The organism is Bradyrhizobium glycinis, from assembly GCF_016031655.1.
In the GTDB taxonomy this organism is placed as follows: Bacteria; Pseudomonadota; Alphaproteobacteria; order Rhizobiales; family Xanthobacteraceae; genus Bradyrhizobium; species Bradyrhizobium glycinis.
Genome location: NZ_JACCHQ010000005.1, coordinates 163,276 through 179,215 on the forward strand (window position 1 = coordinate 163,276; position 15,940 = coordinate 179,215).

At 65.3% G+C, this 15,940-nt stretch carries 16 protein-coding genes; 7 read left to right on the forward strand and 9 right to left on the reverse strand.

The window, feature by feature from the left end:
* Nucleotides 1-18: 18 nt before the first annotated feature.
* From HZZ16_RS10865 to pqqA, 7 genes are all read right to left on the reverse strand, one after another.
* Nucleotides 19-696 (reverse strand): DUF4286 family protein, encoded by a 678-nt coding sequence (locus tag HZZ16_RS10865; protein ID WP_197948451.1) that lies wholly within the window; start codon nt 694-696, stop codon nt 19-21.
* Between the two features lie 13 nt (nt 697-709).
* Nucleotides 710-1,696: a prolyl aminopeptidase gene (pip, locus tag HZZ16_RS10870; RefSeq protein ID WP_197948452.1), complete on the reverse strand. Its 987-nt coding sequence runs from the start codon at nt 1,694-1,696 to the stop codon at nt 710-712.
* Nucleotides 1,686-2,867: a pyrroloquinoline quinone biosynthesis protein PqqE gene (pqqE, locus tag HZZ16_RS10875; RefSeq protein ID WP_197948453.1), complete on the reverse strand. Its 1,182-nt coding sequence runs from the start codon at nt 2,865-2,867 to the stop codon at nt 1,686-1,688. Before pqqE ends, pip begins: the two co-directional genes overlap by 11 nt.
* Complete coding sequence (gene pqqD, locus HZZ16_RS10880) at nt 2,864-3,175, reverse strand: pyrroloquinoline quinone biosynthesis peptide chaperone PqqD (protein ID WP_197948454.1); 312 nt, start codon at nt 3,173-3,175, stop codon at nt 2,864-2,866. Before pqqD ends, pqqE begins: the two co-directional genes overlap by 4 nt.
* Nucleotides 3,176-3,186: 11 nt before the next feature.
* Nucleotides 3,187-3,942, reverse strand: coding sequence for a pyrroloquinoline-quinone synthase PqqC (pqqC, locus tag HZZ16_RS10885; RefSeq protein WP_210342431.1), 756 nt, complete (start codon nt 3,940-3,942; stop codon nt 3,187-3,189).
* A 20-nt stretch (nt 3,943-3,962) separates the two neighbouring features.
* Nucleotides 3,963-4,892, reverse strand: a complete 930-nt coding sequence (gene pqqB / locus HZZ16_RS10890; RefSeq protein ID WP_197948456.1) for a pyrroloquinoline quinone biosynthesis protein PqqB — start codon at nt 4,890-4,892, stop codon at nt 3,963-3,965.
* Between the two features lie 130 nt (nt 4,893-5,022).
* Nucleotides 5,023-5,103: a pyrroloquinoline quinone precursor peptide PqqA gene (pqqA, locus tag HZZ16_RS10895; RefSeq protein ID WP_007595659.1), complete on the reverse strand. Its 81-nt coding sequence runs from the start codon at nt 5,101-5,103 to the stop codon at nt 5,023-5,025.
* Between the two features lie 264 nt (nt 5,104-5,367).
* Between pqqA and HZZ16_RS10900 the strand changes: the two genes are divergently transcribed.
* The 5 genes from HZZ16_RS10900 to tarD all read left to right on the forward strand — a co-directional run bounded on the left by HZZ16_RS10900 (nt 5,368) and on the right by tarD (nt 9,199).
* A complete protein-coding gene (locus HZZ16_RS10900; RefSeq protein WP_036007354.1) occupies nt 5,368-5,625 on the forward strand; it encodes a DUF6894 family protein in 258 nt (85 codons plus the stop codon).
* A 199-nt stretch (nt 5,626-5,824) separates the two neighbouring features.
* Nucleotides 5,825-7,225 carry an amidase family protein gene (locus tag HZZ16_RS10905; RefSeq protein WP_197948457.1) on the forward strand — a complete coding sequence of 467 codons (1,401 nt, stop codon included), beginning with the start codon at nt 5,825-5,827 and terminating at the stop codon, nt 7,223-7,225.
* Between the two features lie 2 nt (nt 7,226-7,227).
* On the forward strand, nt 7,228-7,704 hold the full coding sequence (locus HZZ16_RS10910) for a glutathione peroxidase (protein ID WP_197948458.1): 477 nt from the start codon (nt 7,228-7,230) through the stop codon (nt 7,702-7,704).
* An 11-nt stretch (nt 7,705-7,715) separates the two neighbouring features.
* Entirely contained in the window at nt 7,716-7,958 is a 243-nt protein-coding gene (locus HZZ16_RS10915) for a DUF3297 family protein (protein WP_197948459.1), read from the forward strand.
* A 71-nt stretch (nt 7,959-8,029) separates the two neighbouring features.
* On the forward strand, nt 8,030-9,199 hold the full coding sequence (gene tarD, locus HZZ16_RS10920; protein WP_197948460.1) for a D(-)-tartrate dehydratase: 1,170 nt from the start codon (nt 8,030-8,032) through the stop codon (nt 9,197-9,199).
* 198 nt (nt 9,200-9,397) lie between these two features.
* Here the strand turns inward: tarD and HZZ16_RS10925 are convergent, their stop codons facing one another.
* Both HZZ16_RS10925 and HZZ16_RS10930 read right to left on the reverse strand, forming a co-directional pair.
* Nucleotides 9,398-10,750, reverse strand: a complete 1,353-nt coding sequence (locus HZZ16_RS10925; protein WP_197948461.1) for a malonyl-CoA decarboxylase — start codon at nt 10,748-10,750, stop codon at nt 9,398-9,400.
* Between the two features lie 290 nt (nt 10,751-11,040).
* Complete coding sequence (locus tag HZZ16_RS10930; protein WP_197948462.1) at nt 11,041-11,880, reverse strand: AraC family transcriptional regulator; 840 nt, start codon at nt 11,878-11,880, stop codon at nt 11,041-11,043.
* A gap of 53 nt (nt 11,881-11,933) precedes the next feature.
* On the opposite strand from HZZ16_RS10930, the gene HZZ16_RS10935 reads away from it, so the two are divergent.
* Both HZZ16_RS10935 and HZZ16_RS10940 read left to right on the forward strand, forming a co-directional pair.
* On the forward strand, nt 11,934-13,106 hold the full coding sequence (locus HZZ16_RS10935; RefSeq protein ID WP_197948463.1) for an MFS transporter: 1,173 nt from the start codon (nt 11,934-11,936) through the stop codon (nt 13,104-13,106).
* A gap of 490 nt (nt 13,107-13,596) precedes the next feature.
* Nucleotides 13,597-15,861, forward strand: a complete 2,265-nt coding sequence (locus HZZ16_RS10940) for a cation:proton antiporter domain-containing protein (RefSeq protein WP_197948464.1) — start codon at nt 13,597-13,599, stop codon at nt 15,859-15,861.
* Nucleotides 15,862-15,940 lie beyond the last annotated feature (79 nt).

The window sequence follows — 15,940 nt, forward strand, 5'->3', positions numbered from 1 at the left end:
AGGCACGATTCCGCGAGGTTAGTTACTCGCGATATCACTCTTCGCGAGATCCCACATCAGGCAGTAGGTGCCGACGGAGACGGGAGGCGGCAAGGGCGACGCGGCAGGTCCCGTGAAGCGCTCGGCGATCACGGCCGAGACTGCGCCGATATGCGTGCCGTCTATCAGCACGAACCAGTCGCGCGCGCCTTCGTTAGCTGTCGCCGGAATTCCTGCCGTTGCACCCGACAGTTCCGGCTCGCTCTCAAGCAGATGCATGGAGATGATGCTGTCGGGCGTCTCCGGCATCAGTCTGTCTTGCAGTGCATCACGCCAGGATGCGGCATTATCAGGCGTCGGCCGCAGCCGCACCATGCCGAGCGCAGCCCCGCGTCCGGTGCCGTTGCTGACGGTGATGCGTGCGACGACGCGGAGCATGTCCTTGAAGCGCGCCATGGTTTGCCGCGACCAGTCGGTCGGGTTCGCGAGCCGCGCCTTGTAGGCGGGACTGTCGAGCACGTCCAAGGTCGCGGTCGAATACAGGCACAGATATTTGGGATTGGCGGCATGCGCGACATAGCGCCGCGCTTCGAGAAATCCGTCGATCGCGACGCGCTCTTCCAGATGCTCGCGATCGTACCAGCGGTTGAAATCGGCCTCGTCCGAAGCGTCGATGTTCATCGACGTCAGCAGCATGCCCTTTCCGGCGAGCGGCATTGTTCTTGTCCTCTCATCGCCCGATCTTCGACGCAAGGTCCGCGATCGACTTCATGACCGCGTCCCTCACGCCGCCATCATAGAGCGAATGCCCGGCTTCTTCCACGATGCGAAGCTCGGAACCGGGCCAGACTTTCGCAAGAGCCTGGGACGTCGCGGGAGGGCACAGGAGATCATAGCGACCCTGCACGATAATGCCGGGAATGCCGGCGAGTCTCCCCGCATTCTGCAGCAGCTGGTCAGCGGCCATGAAGCTGTCGTTGATGAAATAATGCGCTTCCATGAACGGCGTCGCCGGCAATGTGCGCCAGACGTTCAGTGCGGCGAGGTCGAGGCGTGTCCTGGCCGGCTTGTGCTCGGACAAGGCGCGCTCGGTGTCGTGCCAGGCCTTCGCGGCCGGGCCATGCACGGCGGGGTCGGCATCGAGGATGCGGCGCCAATAGGCGTCCACCGGCCGCTCGCGCTCCTCGGGAGGAAGCACGCTGAGGAAATCCTCGTACAGCGCCGGATGGAATTGCGACAGGCGCGAGGTGAAGGCCGTCTCGACCTCGGCCCGCGTGCCGAGAAACGTCGCGCGCAGCGCAATCCCCGACACGCGCCCGGGATGCGCCTCGGCATAGGCCAGCGCCAGCGTCGCGCCCCAGGAGCCGCCGACCACCATCCAACGCTCGAAGCCGAAATTTTCGCGGATCGTCTCCATGTCCGCGATCAGGTGCGCAATGGTGTTGTGCTCGCGCGATCCCTTCGGCCTGCTGCGGCCGCAGCCGCGCTGGTCGAACAGCACGGCGCAGAAGCGGTCGGGATCGAACAGCCGGCGATGGTCGGGCTGGCAGCCGCTGCCGGGCCCGCCGTGCAGATAGACCGCAGGGATCCCGTCGGCGCGGCCGACGCTCTCGACATAGAGCTCGTGGCCGTCGCCGACATCGAGCATGTCGGAGGTCAGCGGCGCAAAGGGATCGGCGCGTTTGACGGAAGCGGCAGCGTCGGCGTCAGGTCCCATTCTCGGATTCCAGGGTGCCGCCGGCGAAGTTGCGATAGAGGAAGCGGCTGGTCTCGCCCTCGGCCTCGGCTTCCGCCTGCTTGAAGATGGTCTCGTGCAGCGGCGACAGCGCGCAGGCCGGGTCGGTGTTGGCGGCGTCCCCGGTCAGCGCGAAGGCCTGGCAGCGGCAGCCGCCGAAATCGATCTCGCGGAATTCGCAAGACTTGCACGGCTCCTTCATCCAGCCGGTGCCGCGATAGCGGTTGAAGGCGTCCGAGTTCTGCCAGATCCAGGCGATCGAATGGTTGGAGCGCACCGACTCGAAATCGAGCCCGGTGATGCTCTCGGCGGCATGGCAGGGCAGCACCTTGCCGGCGGGCGAGATGTTGAAGAACTGCCGGCCCCAGCCGCCCATGCATTTCTTTGGCCGCAGCGCGTAATAATCAGGGACGACATAGTCGATCGTCAGCCGCCCCTTCAGCCGCTCCCGCGCCTCCTCGACAAGGCGCGTGCATTCGTCGAGTTGCGCCACGGTCGGCATCAAGGCGGCGCGGTTCTTCAGCGCCCAGCCGTAGTACTGGACATTGGCGACCTCGAGCCGGTCGGCATCGAGATCGAGCGCCATCTGGATGATGTCGGGCAGCTGGTGCAGGTTCTGCCGGTGCATCACCGCGTTCACGGTGAGCGGCAGGTCGAGCTCGCGCGTCCATTTCGCGACCTCGAGCTTCTTGCGGTGGCCGCCCTTGTAGCCGGCAACGCGATCGGCGAGGCCTTCCTCGATGCCCTGGAAGGATATCTGCACATGGCAGAGCCCGGCGTCTGCGAGATCGCTGAGCCTCTCGCGCGTCAGCAGTACGGCCGACGTGATGAGATTGGTATAGAGCCCGGCGTCGCTGGCATGCTTGACCAGCTCGACGAGATCTTTCCGCGCGGTCGGCTCCCCGCCGGAAAAATGCACCTGGAGCACGCCGATCTCGGCAAGCTCGCTCAGCACTTTCTTCCACTCGTCCGTCGTCAGCTCCTTGCCCGAACGGTCGAGCTCGACCGGGTTGGAGCAATAGGGACATTGCAGCGGGCAGCGATGGGTGATCTCGAGCAGCACCGCGAGCGGAATGCCGAACGTCTCGGCCGTCGAGCGCTGCTTCTCCAGCACCGCGAGGCTGTCGCTGGGCGGGATGGTCACGTCGCTCATGACGTCTTCTCCCTGATCTCGGTGAGAAAGCCCTTGTCGGCGAGATCCTGCAGCATGGCGATGACATCGGCCAGGATCGCCTCGCGCGGGGCTGCGTATTTCGCGGCCAGTTGATCGGCGATATCGCCGACATTGCGCTCGCCGTTGCAGAGTTGCAAGACCTCCACCGCGATCTCGTCCGGCGCCAACACGCGCTCCGGCGCCAGGATCACCCAGACCTCGCGGGTTTCGTCATATCTCAGCTTGGCATGCCGCGGCAGCACGGGGCGGCTCGCCTCGCTGACGCTGATGTGACGCGGCCCGGCCATAGCTGTTCCTCTTAACTCGCGGTGGGCACGAACGCGCCCGGCGGAATGTGGCCCTCGACATAGGCGTGCTGCAGCGCATCCAGCTGCACCCATAGCACGTTGGTCTTGAAGATCAGCGCATTGCAGACCTGCGCGCGCTGCTCCGGCGTCGTGGCGTGCCTCTTGACATAGTCCAGCGCGAAATTGGCATCGCGCGGCGCCTGGGTCAGGCGGCGCTTGAAGTAGCTCATGATGTCGGGGTTGACGAAGTCGTAGTGCTCCAGCATGCCGGCGATGCGCTCTTCATGCAGGTTGGGCGCGAACAGCTCGGTCAGCGAGGAGGCGATCGCCTCCAGCGGGCTTTTTTCGCGGCAATAGTGCACGTAAGCCTCCACCGCAAAGCGCGTCGCCGGCAAGATGCCTTCGGTGGATTCCACGTAAGCGGTCTCGAGCCCGAGGCCTTCGGTCAGCTTGAGCCAGCGCTCGATGCCGCCCTCGCTGCCGACATCGCCGTCATGGTCTTCGATGCGATGGCGCCATTCCTGCCGCGTGGCGCGGTCGCGGAAGCGCGAGATCACCACCGCGTCCTTGATCGGAATCGTGCTCTGGTAATAGTAGCGGTTGAGCGCCCAGGCCTGCACTTGGCCCTTGTTCAGCTTACCGCCATGCAGCAACTTATGGAACGGATGCAGGCTGTGATAGCGCGTGGCGCCAATGTGGCGCAGCGCCGCCTCCAGCTCCTCAGCCGAGTTGAGCCGGATGTCCCTGCCGATCGAGAGTGCGGTCATTCCAGTCAGTGATGCGGCGTTCACAGCACGATCTCCGTTCCATCCGCGGGTATCTGCCAGCCCGCCTCCTCAGTGATCTTGCGTTCGGGCGAGCCGGGCAGCAGCGTCGGATTCGAGTTATTGATATGCAGAAACAGCTTCCTATCGATATTGAGGTCGGCCAGCCGTGCGATGGCGCCGTCCTCGCCGGACATCGCCACGTGGCCCATGCTCTTGCCGGTCTTGTGGCCAAGGCCGGCCCTGATCATCTCGTCGTCGCGCCAGACCGTGCCGTCGAAGAACACCAGTGAAGCGCCGTCGATCTCGGCCTTGAGCGCGTCGGTCACTTCGGCGCAGGCGGCGATGAAATAGAAGAACTTGCCGGTGGCCTTGTCGGTGATCTTCAGGCCCAGCGTGTCGCCGTCGCCGCTCTCGCCGCACGGATGCACCTTGCCTTCGAGATACCAGGCCGACTTGCCCGGCACGGCAAAGGGCAGCACCTCGAGCCCTGAGCGCGTGCCATCCGGCAGCCGCGGCTCGAACGGCTCGCGGATCGCGATCGGCTGGCGTCGCACGTTCTTCTCGTTCAGCACGTTGAAGATGCTGTTGCTGGCAAGGATCGCCAGCACCTTCTCGTGCGCATAGACCGTGAAGGGCGAGCCTTCGCGCATCGACAGCAGGCCGGCGATGGCATCGACTTCGCTGTTGGTCAAGATCACGCCCGCAATCGGCGTGTGGCGCAGCGCGCCCGCCTTGGGGTGCAGCTGCGGCGTGGCATTCAATTGCTGGCGAAGATCGGGCGAGGCGTTGATCAGGAACCAGTGCTCGCCGTCGCCGCTGAAAGCGACCGAGGCTTGGGTTCGATGAAGCTCATGTCCATTCGCACGAGCCGCGCGGCAGCCTTCGCAGCCGCAATTCCACTGCGGAACTCCGCCGCCGGCCCCGGCGCCCAGGACGACGACGCGAAGCATGATCCGTCTCCTGGAGGCGAATTGGCGAGGTGGATCTCAGGCCGAGACAGTTTCGGACGAGGTTTCTGTCTGCCGGAAACCTGTCGTGACCGAAAGAGCCACCTGCGCAGAACGCGATCTCACCAGCCGCTTACTTGCGGGTGGCGCTCACATACATGTTGATTTCCATGCCGCAGGGCACTTCGACGATCTTCGGGGCTTTCCAGGCCATTTGGCTCTCCATTTTTCGCGAATTCGGACGCATCCGCCCGCCAGACAAATTAGTGCGGCCGGCAAAGTTCGCCAGTGAAATTTTCCCGACCTAGGTAGTAGGCTGCAGGAAATTGTTGCACTGCAAAGATGGCGTATTGCGGCCGCAAAGATGAGCGGATCAGATACGCAAAATTGCCGATAGGTCGTGATCCCTGTCGGGATAAACCAGTTGTGAGTATGTATCGGCGTCTCATCGGCGACAGACGACCCCATTGGATCAGGCATGCCCAGATATTTCTTCAACACCCGCATCGGCGACGAATTGATCGTGGATCCTGACGGCGAGGACCTGCGCAACCCCGATCGCGCCTGGGAGGTCGCGCGGCAGATGATCCTCGAGGTCGTGAAGTCGGAAGGAACCCAGCCGGCGCTGCTGGAGGCCGTCATCGAGGTCACCGATGCCGACGGCGAGATCGTGCTGGAGTTTCCCTTCACCGAGGCGCTGCTCGACATGCCGGATCAGTCCGCGACAAGGCATTAGCCGCGGCGGCGGGTGAGGGGGCGCGCAACTCCCTCCACGTCATTGCGAGGAGCCCTTGCGACGAAGCAATCCAGGATCTTTCCGCGGCGGCAGTCTGGATTGCTTCGCTGCGCTCGCAATGACGGAGGTACCCCCGCGAAATCCGCATGGCTTTGCCGCGTTCCCGGCGCTAAAAGACGCCGGTCATACGGAGCAAGCCATGCAAGATCTCTGGCGCCTGTCGGCCGCCGACCTCGCCACCCTCGTCAGGTCCAAAAAGGTGTCCGCCAGCGAGGCCGCCAAGGCCGGTCTCGCGCGGCTCGACGCCGTCAATCCCCAGCTCAACGCGGTGATCGACCACCGGCCGGAGGACGTGCTCAAGCAGGCCGATGCCGTCGATGCCGCAATTAGCCGGGGTGAGGACCCCGGCGTCCTCGCCGGCGTGCCCGTGACCATCAAGGCCAATGTCGACCAGGAAGGCTTTGCCACCACCAACGGCCTGAAGCTGCAGCGCGACCTGATCGCCCGCGAGGACAATCCGGTCGTCGCCAATTTCCGTAAATCGGGCGCCATCCTGCTCGGCCGCACCAATTGCCCGGCCTTCTCCTATCGCTGGTTCACCACCAATCTCATCCACGGCGACACCAAGAACCCCCGCGACGCTTCGCTGACCCCGGGCGGCTCCTCCGGCGGCGCCGGCTCGGCGGTCGCGGCAGGCATCGGCCACATCGCCCACGGCACCGACATCGCCGGCTCGATCCGTTATCCCGCCTATGCTTGCGGCGTGCACGGTCTGCGCCCGACGCTCGGCCGCATTCCCGCCTTCAATCCGGCGCTGCCGGAGCGACCGATCGGGCCGCAAATCATGGCGGTCTCGGGCCCGCTGGCGCGCACGGTGAATGATCTCAGAATTTCGCTCGAGGCCATGTCGGCCCGCGACATCCGCGATCCTTGGTTCGCGCCGGTGCCGCTGCAGGGACCGACCCGGGACAAGCGCGCCGCGCTCTGCCTCAATCCGGGCGGCCTTGCCACCGCGCCGGAGGTGAAGGCCGCGGTGAGCGATGCCGGCAAGCGGCTGGAGCGCGCCGGCTGGACCGTCGATGTGATCGAGGATACGCCGCCGATGCGCGAGGCGGTCGAATGGCAGATCAAGCTCTGGCTCGGCGACGGCTATGAGGCGCAGCTGGAGATGGCCGAGCGCGAGGGCGATCCCGGCGCGCTGGCGTGCCTCCGCGGCAACCGCAATCGAGTCACGCCGATGGATCAGACCAATTACGCCAAGGCGCTGACCCGGCGAGCGACACTGACGCGCGAATGGATGCTGTTCTTCGAAAAATACGCCGTGCTGCTGACGCCGGTCTCCGGCGAATTGCCGTTTCCGGATCATCTCGACCGCAAGGACGAAGATTCCTTCAAGCGCGTCTGGGAAGCGCAGCTGCCGCAGATCGCGATCCCCTTCATGGGACTGCCGGGGCTCGTCGTCTCGACGGGTCTCGTCGGCAAGGCGCCGGTCGGCGTGCACGTCGTCTCGGGGCGTTATCGCGAGGATCTGTGCCTGCTCGCGGGCGAAGCGATCGAGGCCGGCGGCGTGCCGCCGTCGCCGATCGATCCTATGGGCTAGCGATGACTGATATCTACGACTTCAAGGCCAACTCGCTGGCCGGCGAGGAGGTCGCCCTGCGACGTTTCGAGGGGCAGGTGCTCTTGATCGTCAACACCGCGAGCAAATGCGGCTTCACGCCGCAATATCGCGGCCTCGAGGATCTCTATCGCGACCTCGCCCCGCGCGGCTTCTCGGTGCTCGGCTTTCCCTGCAACCAGTTCGGCGCGCAGGAGCCGGGGCAGGCGAGCGAGATCCAGGAATTCTGCTCGGCCCATTACGACGTCACTTTTCCCCTGTTCGAGAAGATCGACGTCAACGGGCCGAAGGCACATCCTCTGTATGAGTACCTGAAACGCCAGCAATCCGGGCTGCTCGGCGCCGCCATCAAATGGAATTTCACCAAATTCCTGGTGGACCGTAAGGGTCGCGTGGTCGCGCGCTACGCGCCGACCGCCCGGCCCGAAGGATTGCGCACTCGAATCGAAACCCTGTTGTGAGCGAGACAAGCATGAGCGACGAATTTCCGGACCGCCTGTCGGTCGACCCGAACAGCCCCTATTACAACGCAGAGATCCTGGCGCGCGACGTCGGCATCCGCTTCAAGGGCATCGAGAAGACCAATGTCGAGGAGTACTGCATCAGCGAAGGCTGGGTCCGCGTCACCGCCGGCAACGCCAAGGACCGCCACGGCAACCCGCTGACCATCAAGGTGCACGGCCCGGTCGAGCCGTATTTCAGGGATAAGAAATAGACGCCCGTCCACCCGCACTCTGTCGTCAAGCCCGGCCATGACGAGCGATGGAGCTAGCCAGGAAAGAGAACATGTCCGTCCGCATCGTCGGCGTCCGCGAGATCACCAAGCCGATCTCCTCGCCGATCCGCAACGCCTATATCGACTTCACGAAGATGACGACCAGCCTCGTTGCCGTCGTCACCGACGTGGTCCGCGACGGCAAGCGCGTCGTCGGCTACGGCTTCAACTCCAACGGCCGTTACGGGCAGGGCGGCCTGATCCGCGAGCGCTTTGCCGCGCGCATCACGGAGGCTGATCCGAAGTCGCTGCTGAACGCGGCGGGCGACAATCTCGACCCCGACAAGGTCTGGGCCGCGATGATGACCAACGAGAAGCCGGGCGGTCATGGCGAGCGTTCGGTCGCAGTCGGCACCATCGACATGGCGGTGTGGGATGCGGTGGCGAAGATCGCGGGCCAGCCGCTGTTCCGCCTGCTCGCCGAGCGTCACGGCGTCAAAGCCAATCCGCGCGTCTTCGTCTATGCCGCCGGCGGCTATTATTATCCCGGCAAGGATCTTTCGATGTTGCGCGGTGAGATGCGCGGCTATCTCGATCGCGGCTACAACGTCGTCAAGATGAAGATCGGTGGTGCGCCGATTAACGAGGACCGCACCCGCATCGAGGCGGTGCTGAAGGAGATCGGCAAGGACGCCCAGCTCGCCGTCGACGCCAACGGCCGCTTCAACCTGGAGACCGCCATCGCCTATGCCAAGATGCTGCGTGACTATCCGTTGTTTTGGTACGAGGAGGCCGGCGATCCCCTCGACTACGCGCTGCAGGCCGCGCTCGCCGAATTCTATCCGGGCCCGATGGCGACCGGCGAAAATCTCTTCAGCCACCAGGACGCCCGCAACCTGATCCGCTACGGCGGCATGCGCCCGGACCGTGACTGGCTGCAATTCGATTGCGCCTTGTCTTATGGCCTGTGCGAATACCAGCGCACGCTCGAGGTGCTGAAGACCCACGGCTGGTCCCCCAGCCGCTGCATCCCGCATGGCGGCCACCAGATGTCGCTCAACATCGCCGCCGGCCTCGGCCTAGGCGGCAACGAAAGCTACCCCGACCTATTCCAGCCCTATGGCGGCTTCCCCGACGGCGTGCGCGTCGAGAACGGCCACATCACCATGCCCGACCTTCCCGGCATCGGCTTCGAAGGCAAGTCCGATCTCTACAAGGAGATGAAGGCGCTGGCGGAGTAGGGGTGGACGGCCGCGCCACACGCTCGCTGTCGTCCCGGACAAGCGCGCCTCAAGCGCGCGCCGATCCGGGACCCATAACCCCAGGCAGACCTCGTTTCGCGAAGCTGATAACTCCGAGTCCCCGTGACCACGATCTCCTGTGGTTATGGGTTCCGGATCTGCGCTTCGCTTGTCCGGGACGACGACTGAGTATGCCGCTTACGACAACCGCATATCCAGCAGCCGTCGCCCCTCGCCCTTCAGCAGCTTCTTCACCGCGCTGGACGCCACGACCTCGCCGTCATTGGCATAGGCCTCGTGGTTCTTCTCGATGTCGTCGAGGCGGTAGAGGTAGTTGACCATGACGCCGGCGGACTCGCGCAGGCCCTTGGGCGAGAGGTCGCCCAGCCAGTTGATTCGCTCCAGCCGCGCGCCGTTGCCGAGATGGAAGCGGGCGACGGAATCGATCAGCTTGCCCTTCGGCGTGCGCGCCTTGAGGAAATAGTGCGCCGCGAGCGGCTCCAGCACGGCGCGGAGCAGCGCCGCCGTCTCCGGGCTCTCGAACCATCTGGGATCGTCGAGGCGCTTGAGCACCTCGCGATCCTCGTCCGACAGGGGCAAGTTCTTGTCTTGCTTCACCCAGGCCATGAAGCCCGGCACCGGCGACAGCGTGACGAAGGTGTCGAGCTTCGGCAGCTCGCGGCGCAGCTCTTCCACCACCTGCTTGATCAGGAAGCTGCCGAAGGAGATGCCGCCCAGGCCGCGCTGGGTGTTGGAGATCGAATAGAACACGGCGGTGCGCGCGCGCTCGATCGGCAGATGCTGGCGGTCGACCGCGAGCAGGGGCTGGATCGCGCCGGGGATCGTCTCGGTCAGCGCCACCTCGACGAAGATCAGGGGCTCGTCCACCATCGCAGGATGGAAGAAGGCGTAGCAGCGCCGGTCGACCGGATCGATGCGGCGGCGCAGATCGTCCCAGTCCGAGATCTCGTGCACGGCTTCGTAACGGATGATCTTTTCGAGGATGTTGGCCGGGGTCGACCAGTCGATCCTGCGCAGCACGAGAAACCCCCTGTTGAACCACGAAGAAAGAAGATGCGAGACGTCGCGATCGAGCGCGGCGAGATCGGTGTGCCCGTTCATCATGCCGAGCAGATCGGCGCGCATGTTGACGAGATCGCCGGTACCGCCGGGCGCGCGGTTGAGCCGCCGGATCAGCTCCTGCCGGCGCGGCTCGGAAGCGAAGTGCAGCGAGCTTGCGTCCTCGTCGCTGGGGGCGGCCCGCCATGTCTCGATCGCCTTGGACAGGCGCTCCCGATCGGGGCCGAAATCGCGCACCAATCCCTCGAAGAAGGCGCGGCGTCCCGCCGCGTCCAGCTCCCGGTAGATGTCGAGGACCTCGCGCGCCATCGCGGTGCCGGAGGCTTCGCCCCGGCCCGACAGCAGCGCATCGCAGAGCTCGAGCAGTCCGTCGGCATCACGCTTGGTAGCGGCAGCGTCCCCCCGGCGAAGCAACGTGCGCCCGCGCTCGGAGATGGTGGCAAGCAGGTCGGAGAAGAAGGCGTTGGCCATCTGGGCTTTCGTATCAGGTCTGTGCGTTGCGGGAGCTTACACGGGATTTGGGTGCAAGCCGATCACAATCAAGCAGGCGAATGCGGCATCTTTCGTTGGGCCGTGCGTTGGGAGAATGGTGTCATGCCGGGCGGAGCCGGGGAAGGGGGCGGAGCGTGCGGTGGCATTTGGGAAGGCGGCGGCCGCCACATCCTCCGTCATTGCGAGCGCAGCGAAGCAATCCAGAATCCCTCCTCGGCGGCATTCTGGATTGCTTCGTCGCTTCGCTCCTCGCAATGACGAGATTGGGGCTACCCCTTCCCCGCAAACTCCGTCGGCGTCCGTCCCGTCACCTGGCGGAACGCGGCCGAGAACGCCGGTACGCTGGCATAGCCGAGCTGGGTCGCCAGCTGCTTCACCGACACGTTGGCGTCCGTCGACAGAAGCTGGATCGCCGCCGCAATCCGTGCCCTCTGGCACCAGCTCTTGAAGCTCAACTGCGTCTCGCTCGAAAACAGCCGCGACAAGGTCCGCCCGGAGGTTCCGACCTCGCGCGCCAGCGTGTCGATGTCGTACAGGCCGGTTGGGTCGTCGAGCACGATCATCGCGGCGCGGCGGCAGCGAACTTCGCGGGGCAGCGGCACGAAGGTCGCGGAATCCTCGGCCTGGTGCAATTCCAGCAGCACCAGGCGCACCAAGAGCTCGGTGCGCTCCTCGGTGCTGCGCCCGTCGAACAGCGCGAGGATCGCCTGATTGAGCAGCGGCGATACCCGCACCACGAATTCCCTGGTCAGGCCGTCAGAGCGCTGCTCGCGCTTCAGCCAGGACAGGTCGAAATACAGCGTGCGCATCTCGATGTCGGCGAGCAGGTCGATGGCGTGCTCGAGCCCGGCCGGCACCCAGACCGCGCGGTCCGGCGGCACCAGCCAGCGTCCGGCGGGCGTCGTCACCTGCATCGTGCCCTTTGCCGCATAGATCAGCTGCGCCTCGCGGTGCATGTGCAGATCGATCCGCATCCCCTTGGGATAGTCGCGGGCGACCAGATGCACGCCCGCGGGCGAGCGGTGGTTGCTGCGGACCTCCCGCAGGATTGGCGTTTCCAAGCTTGGCGTTTCCAAGATTGGCCTGTTCAAGACAGTCATTGGCGGCATCTCGTCATAGAGAGGACATATAACGCATTTCGGAGCAGGAGAGGACTCGCCGAATGAACAGCCCCAGCCGGGTCATCGGTTTCGTCAACGCAGGTCATTTCATCGACCATTATTCGATGCTGATCTTCGCCGCCGCTGTCATCATCATGGGTCCGGCGCTCGGCATGGCCTATTCGGAACTCTTGCCTTACGCGACGCCGGGCTTCGTCGCCTTCGGCGCGGGCTCGCTGCTCACCGGCTGGCTGGGCGATCGCTGGAGCCGCCGCCACATGATGCTGATCTTCTTCGTCGGCATCGGCCTCTCCATGGTCGCGGTCGGCTTCGTGCAGACCCCCGTGCAGCTCTGCGCTGCGTTGCTCGCGATCGGCATTTTCGCCTCGATTTATCACCCCGTCGGCACCGCCATGATCGTGTCCTATGCCGACCGGCTCGGCCGCGAGATGGGAATCAACGGCGTCTGGGGCAATCTCGGCGTGGCCTCGTCGGCCCTGGCGACCGGCGTGATCGGCCAATATTTCGGCTGGCGCTTCGCCTTCATCGTTCCCGGCGCGGTCACCGTCCTGATCGGCATCGGCTTCGCGCTGAGCGTCGTGCACGAGGACCGCAAGGGCAGTAAGCAGGCCGCGGCGCAGGCCCGGGTCGCCAAAGGGGACATGTGGCGCGTGATCCTGGCGCTGCTGATCGTGGTGATCGCGATCTCCACGACCTTCAACGCCGTCACCGTTGCGCTGCCAAAGCTGTTCGCCGAGCGGCTTACGGACCTGACCAAGAGCCCGGCGCTGCTCGGGGTCATCGCGGCCGGCGTCTACGTGTTTGGCGCGATGACGCAATACACGATCGGCCGGCTGCTCGACCGCTATTCGCTGAAGACGGTGGCGCTGCCGCTGTCCTTCATGCTGGCGCCGTTCCTGTATCTCGCCGCCAGCCTGAACAATTTGCCGCTGATCCTGGTCTCGATCGGCATCGTCATGGGCGCCTTCGGTCAGGTCACGGTGAACGATGCCATGGTCGGCAAGTACACCACGGAAGAGTGGCGCTCGCGCGCCTATGCCGTGCGCTATTTCGTCGGCTTCACCGCGGCCGGCGCCTCCGTCGGTCTGGTCGCCTGGCTCTACGAGCAGGGCGGCTTCGTCACCATGCTGCACGCCTTCGCCGCCCTCTGCCTGCTCGCCATCGCCGCCGCACTGATCCTGCCGCGCGAGATCCGGACGCCGCAGGCGGTGTGAGGTCCCGTGTCCCGGACAAGCGCGCCTCAAGCGCGCGCCGATCCGGGACCCAGAGGCTGCGAATTCCCGTGTCGCATGGGCCCCGGCTCTGCAGCGCACCGCACCGGACGATGCTTCGCATCGCCGGGGGCGCTGCGCCGCGTCCGGGGCACGAGAGGGAAATGAGGCGACGGGACTCTCTCCACCGTCATTGCGAGGAGCCCTTGCGACGAAGCAATCCAGAATTTTTCCACGGAAGGATGCTGCGGCCGATCGCTCACTCACCCAATCATGCCATTATGCCCCTGTTTTGCCCGACGGCACAAGTCGCTTCGGCAAGACCGAAATTTCTCAAGCCTTTTCAACCCCGTCCCTACTGTGCATGGGGTTGTTTTCGCACTTTTTGTTTTCGCTCCCTAAACCCGCCCTGCGCGGCGGAACCCGCTCCGCCTTCCGCGGGTTCTATTCCTTTGCCCCGACACGGGGCAGATGAAGGGGAAAAACCACCTGCATGCGATCGCGCCTGCTCCGATCCGTCGGCCTCGTCCCTGCGGCGCTCGTGCTCACCACCATTGCGGCGGCCGCAGAAGCGGGCAAATCCGGTCCCTCGGAATCCCTCCTGATCCTGCAGATCGTGCTGCTGCTCGCGGTCGGCCGCGGTCTCGGCGAGATCATGCAGCGCATCGGCCAGCCCTCGGTGATCGGCGAATTGCTCGCCGGCATCATCCTGGGCCCGTCGCTGTTCGGCTGGATCTGGCCGGAGGCGCAAGCCGCGATCTTTCCCAAGACGCCCGAGCAGAAGGCGATGCTCGACGGCATCGCGCAGGTGGGCATCCTGCTGCTGCTATTGCTGACCGGCATGGAGACCGACCTCAAGCTGGTCCGCAAGGTCGGCAGGGCCGCGATTGCGATCTCGATCGCCGGCATTCTCGTGCCCTTCGCCTGCGGTTTCGCGCTCGGCGAGTTCCTCCCCGATGCGCTGCTGCCCAATCCGCATGCGCGCCTGGTCGCCTCGCTGTTCATGGGCACGGCGCTGTCGATCTCCTCGGTGAAGATCGTCGCCGTCGTGGTGCGCGAGATGAACTTCATGCGCCGCAATGTCGGGCAGATCATCGTCGCGACCGCCGTGATCGACGACACCATCGGCTGGATCATCATCGCCGTCATCTTCAGTCTAGCCTCGCACGGCACGCTCGATATCGCCTCGGTGGCGAAGGCCGTGCTCGGCACGCTCGCCTTCCTTGCCGTCAGCTTCACCATCGGCCGCCGCCTGGTGTTCCAATTGATCCGCTGGGCCAACGATAATCTCGTCAGCGCGGCGGCCGTCATCACGGTGATTCTGCTGTTGATGGGGATCATGGCGCTGATCACGCATCTGATCGGCGTCCATACCGTGCTGGGTGCCTTCGTCGCCGGCATCCTGGTCGGCGAGTCCCCGATCCTGACGCGGCAGATCGATGAGCGCCTGCGCGGGTTGATCTCGAGCTTCTTCATGCCGGTGTTCTTCGGCCTCGCGGGCCTAGCCGCCGATCTATCGGTGCTGCGCGATCCCAATCTCCTGATGCTCACCGGCCTCTTGGTCGTGATCGCCAGCGTCGGCAAGTTCGGCGGCGCGTTCCTCGGCGGCACCGTGGGCGGACTGACCACCCGGGAGTCGCTGGCGCTCGCGAGCGGCATGAACGCGCGCGGCTCGACCGAGGTGATCATCGCCACCATCGGCCTTTCCATCGGCGTGCTCAGCCAGAACCTGTTCACGATGATCGTGACCATGGCGATCGTGACCACGATGGCGATGCCGCCGATGCTGCGCGCAGCGCTGGCGAGGCTGCCGATGAACCAGGACGAGAAGGAGCGCCTCGAGCGCGAGGAGTTTGAGCGACGCGGCTTCGTCGCCAATCTCGAGCGTCCCCTGCTGGCGGTGGACGAAAGCGTCAACGCCAGATTCGCCGCCCACGTCGCGGGCCTGATCGTCGGCATGCGCGGCCTGCCGATCACGGTGCTGCACATCGGCAAGCCGCCCCGGGAGCAGCAGAAGGCGCGCGACGAGGCGGACAGCCACGAAGCCGTGGTGAAGAAGGCCGCCGAGGCGGTGTCCGTCAAATCCGAAGGAGACGCCGGCAACGTCGATGTCGTCACCCGTGCGAGGCAGGCAGAGCTCGGCGAGACCATCGCCGACGAGGCACGCAAAGGCTTCGATCTCCTGGTGGTCGGCATCGACAAGGTGACCGCGACCAAGGACCGTTTCGATCGGAGGATCGACGACATCGCCGCGGAATTCGAAGGACCGCTCGCGATCGTGGCGGCCAAGGGCAGGCACCTGAAGCAGCCGATGCCCGAAGCGCTCAACATCCTCGTTCCGGTCTCCGGCAGCGGCGTCTCCAAGCGCGGTGCCGAGGTCGCGGTCGCGCTGGCGCAGGCCGGATCGGGCTCGCTCCGGGTGATCTACGTGGCGACGACGCGCGACAAGGGCGCGCAGCGTGGCGCTTCGCGCGGACTGAGCCAGGAGACGGGTATCCTCAAGGACGCCAGCGATCTCGCCGCCCGCTACGACGTCGATATCACCACCACGCTGCGGGTGAACCGCGCGCCGGAGGCCGCGATCCTGCGCGAGATCGAGACGACCGACGTCGATCTCGTCGTGATGGGCGTCGATCGCATCCAGGCCGATCACCTCTCCTTCGGCGGCGTCGCGGACGCCGTGCTCAGGCAGTCGAAGGTCTCGGTGCTGCTGGTGTCGAGCGGCGAAGCGCGGCCGGCTCCGGCGGAGAAGGGGTAGGGCAAGCTACATCAGTCCGGGCGGTGCGCCCTCTCTCCTGCAAGCGGGAGAGGTTACACTGCGCCCGCTGCGCCGCTAC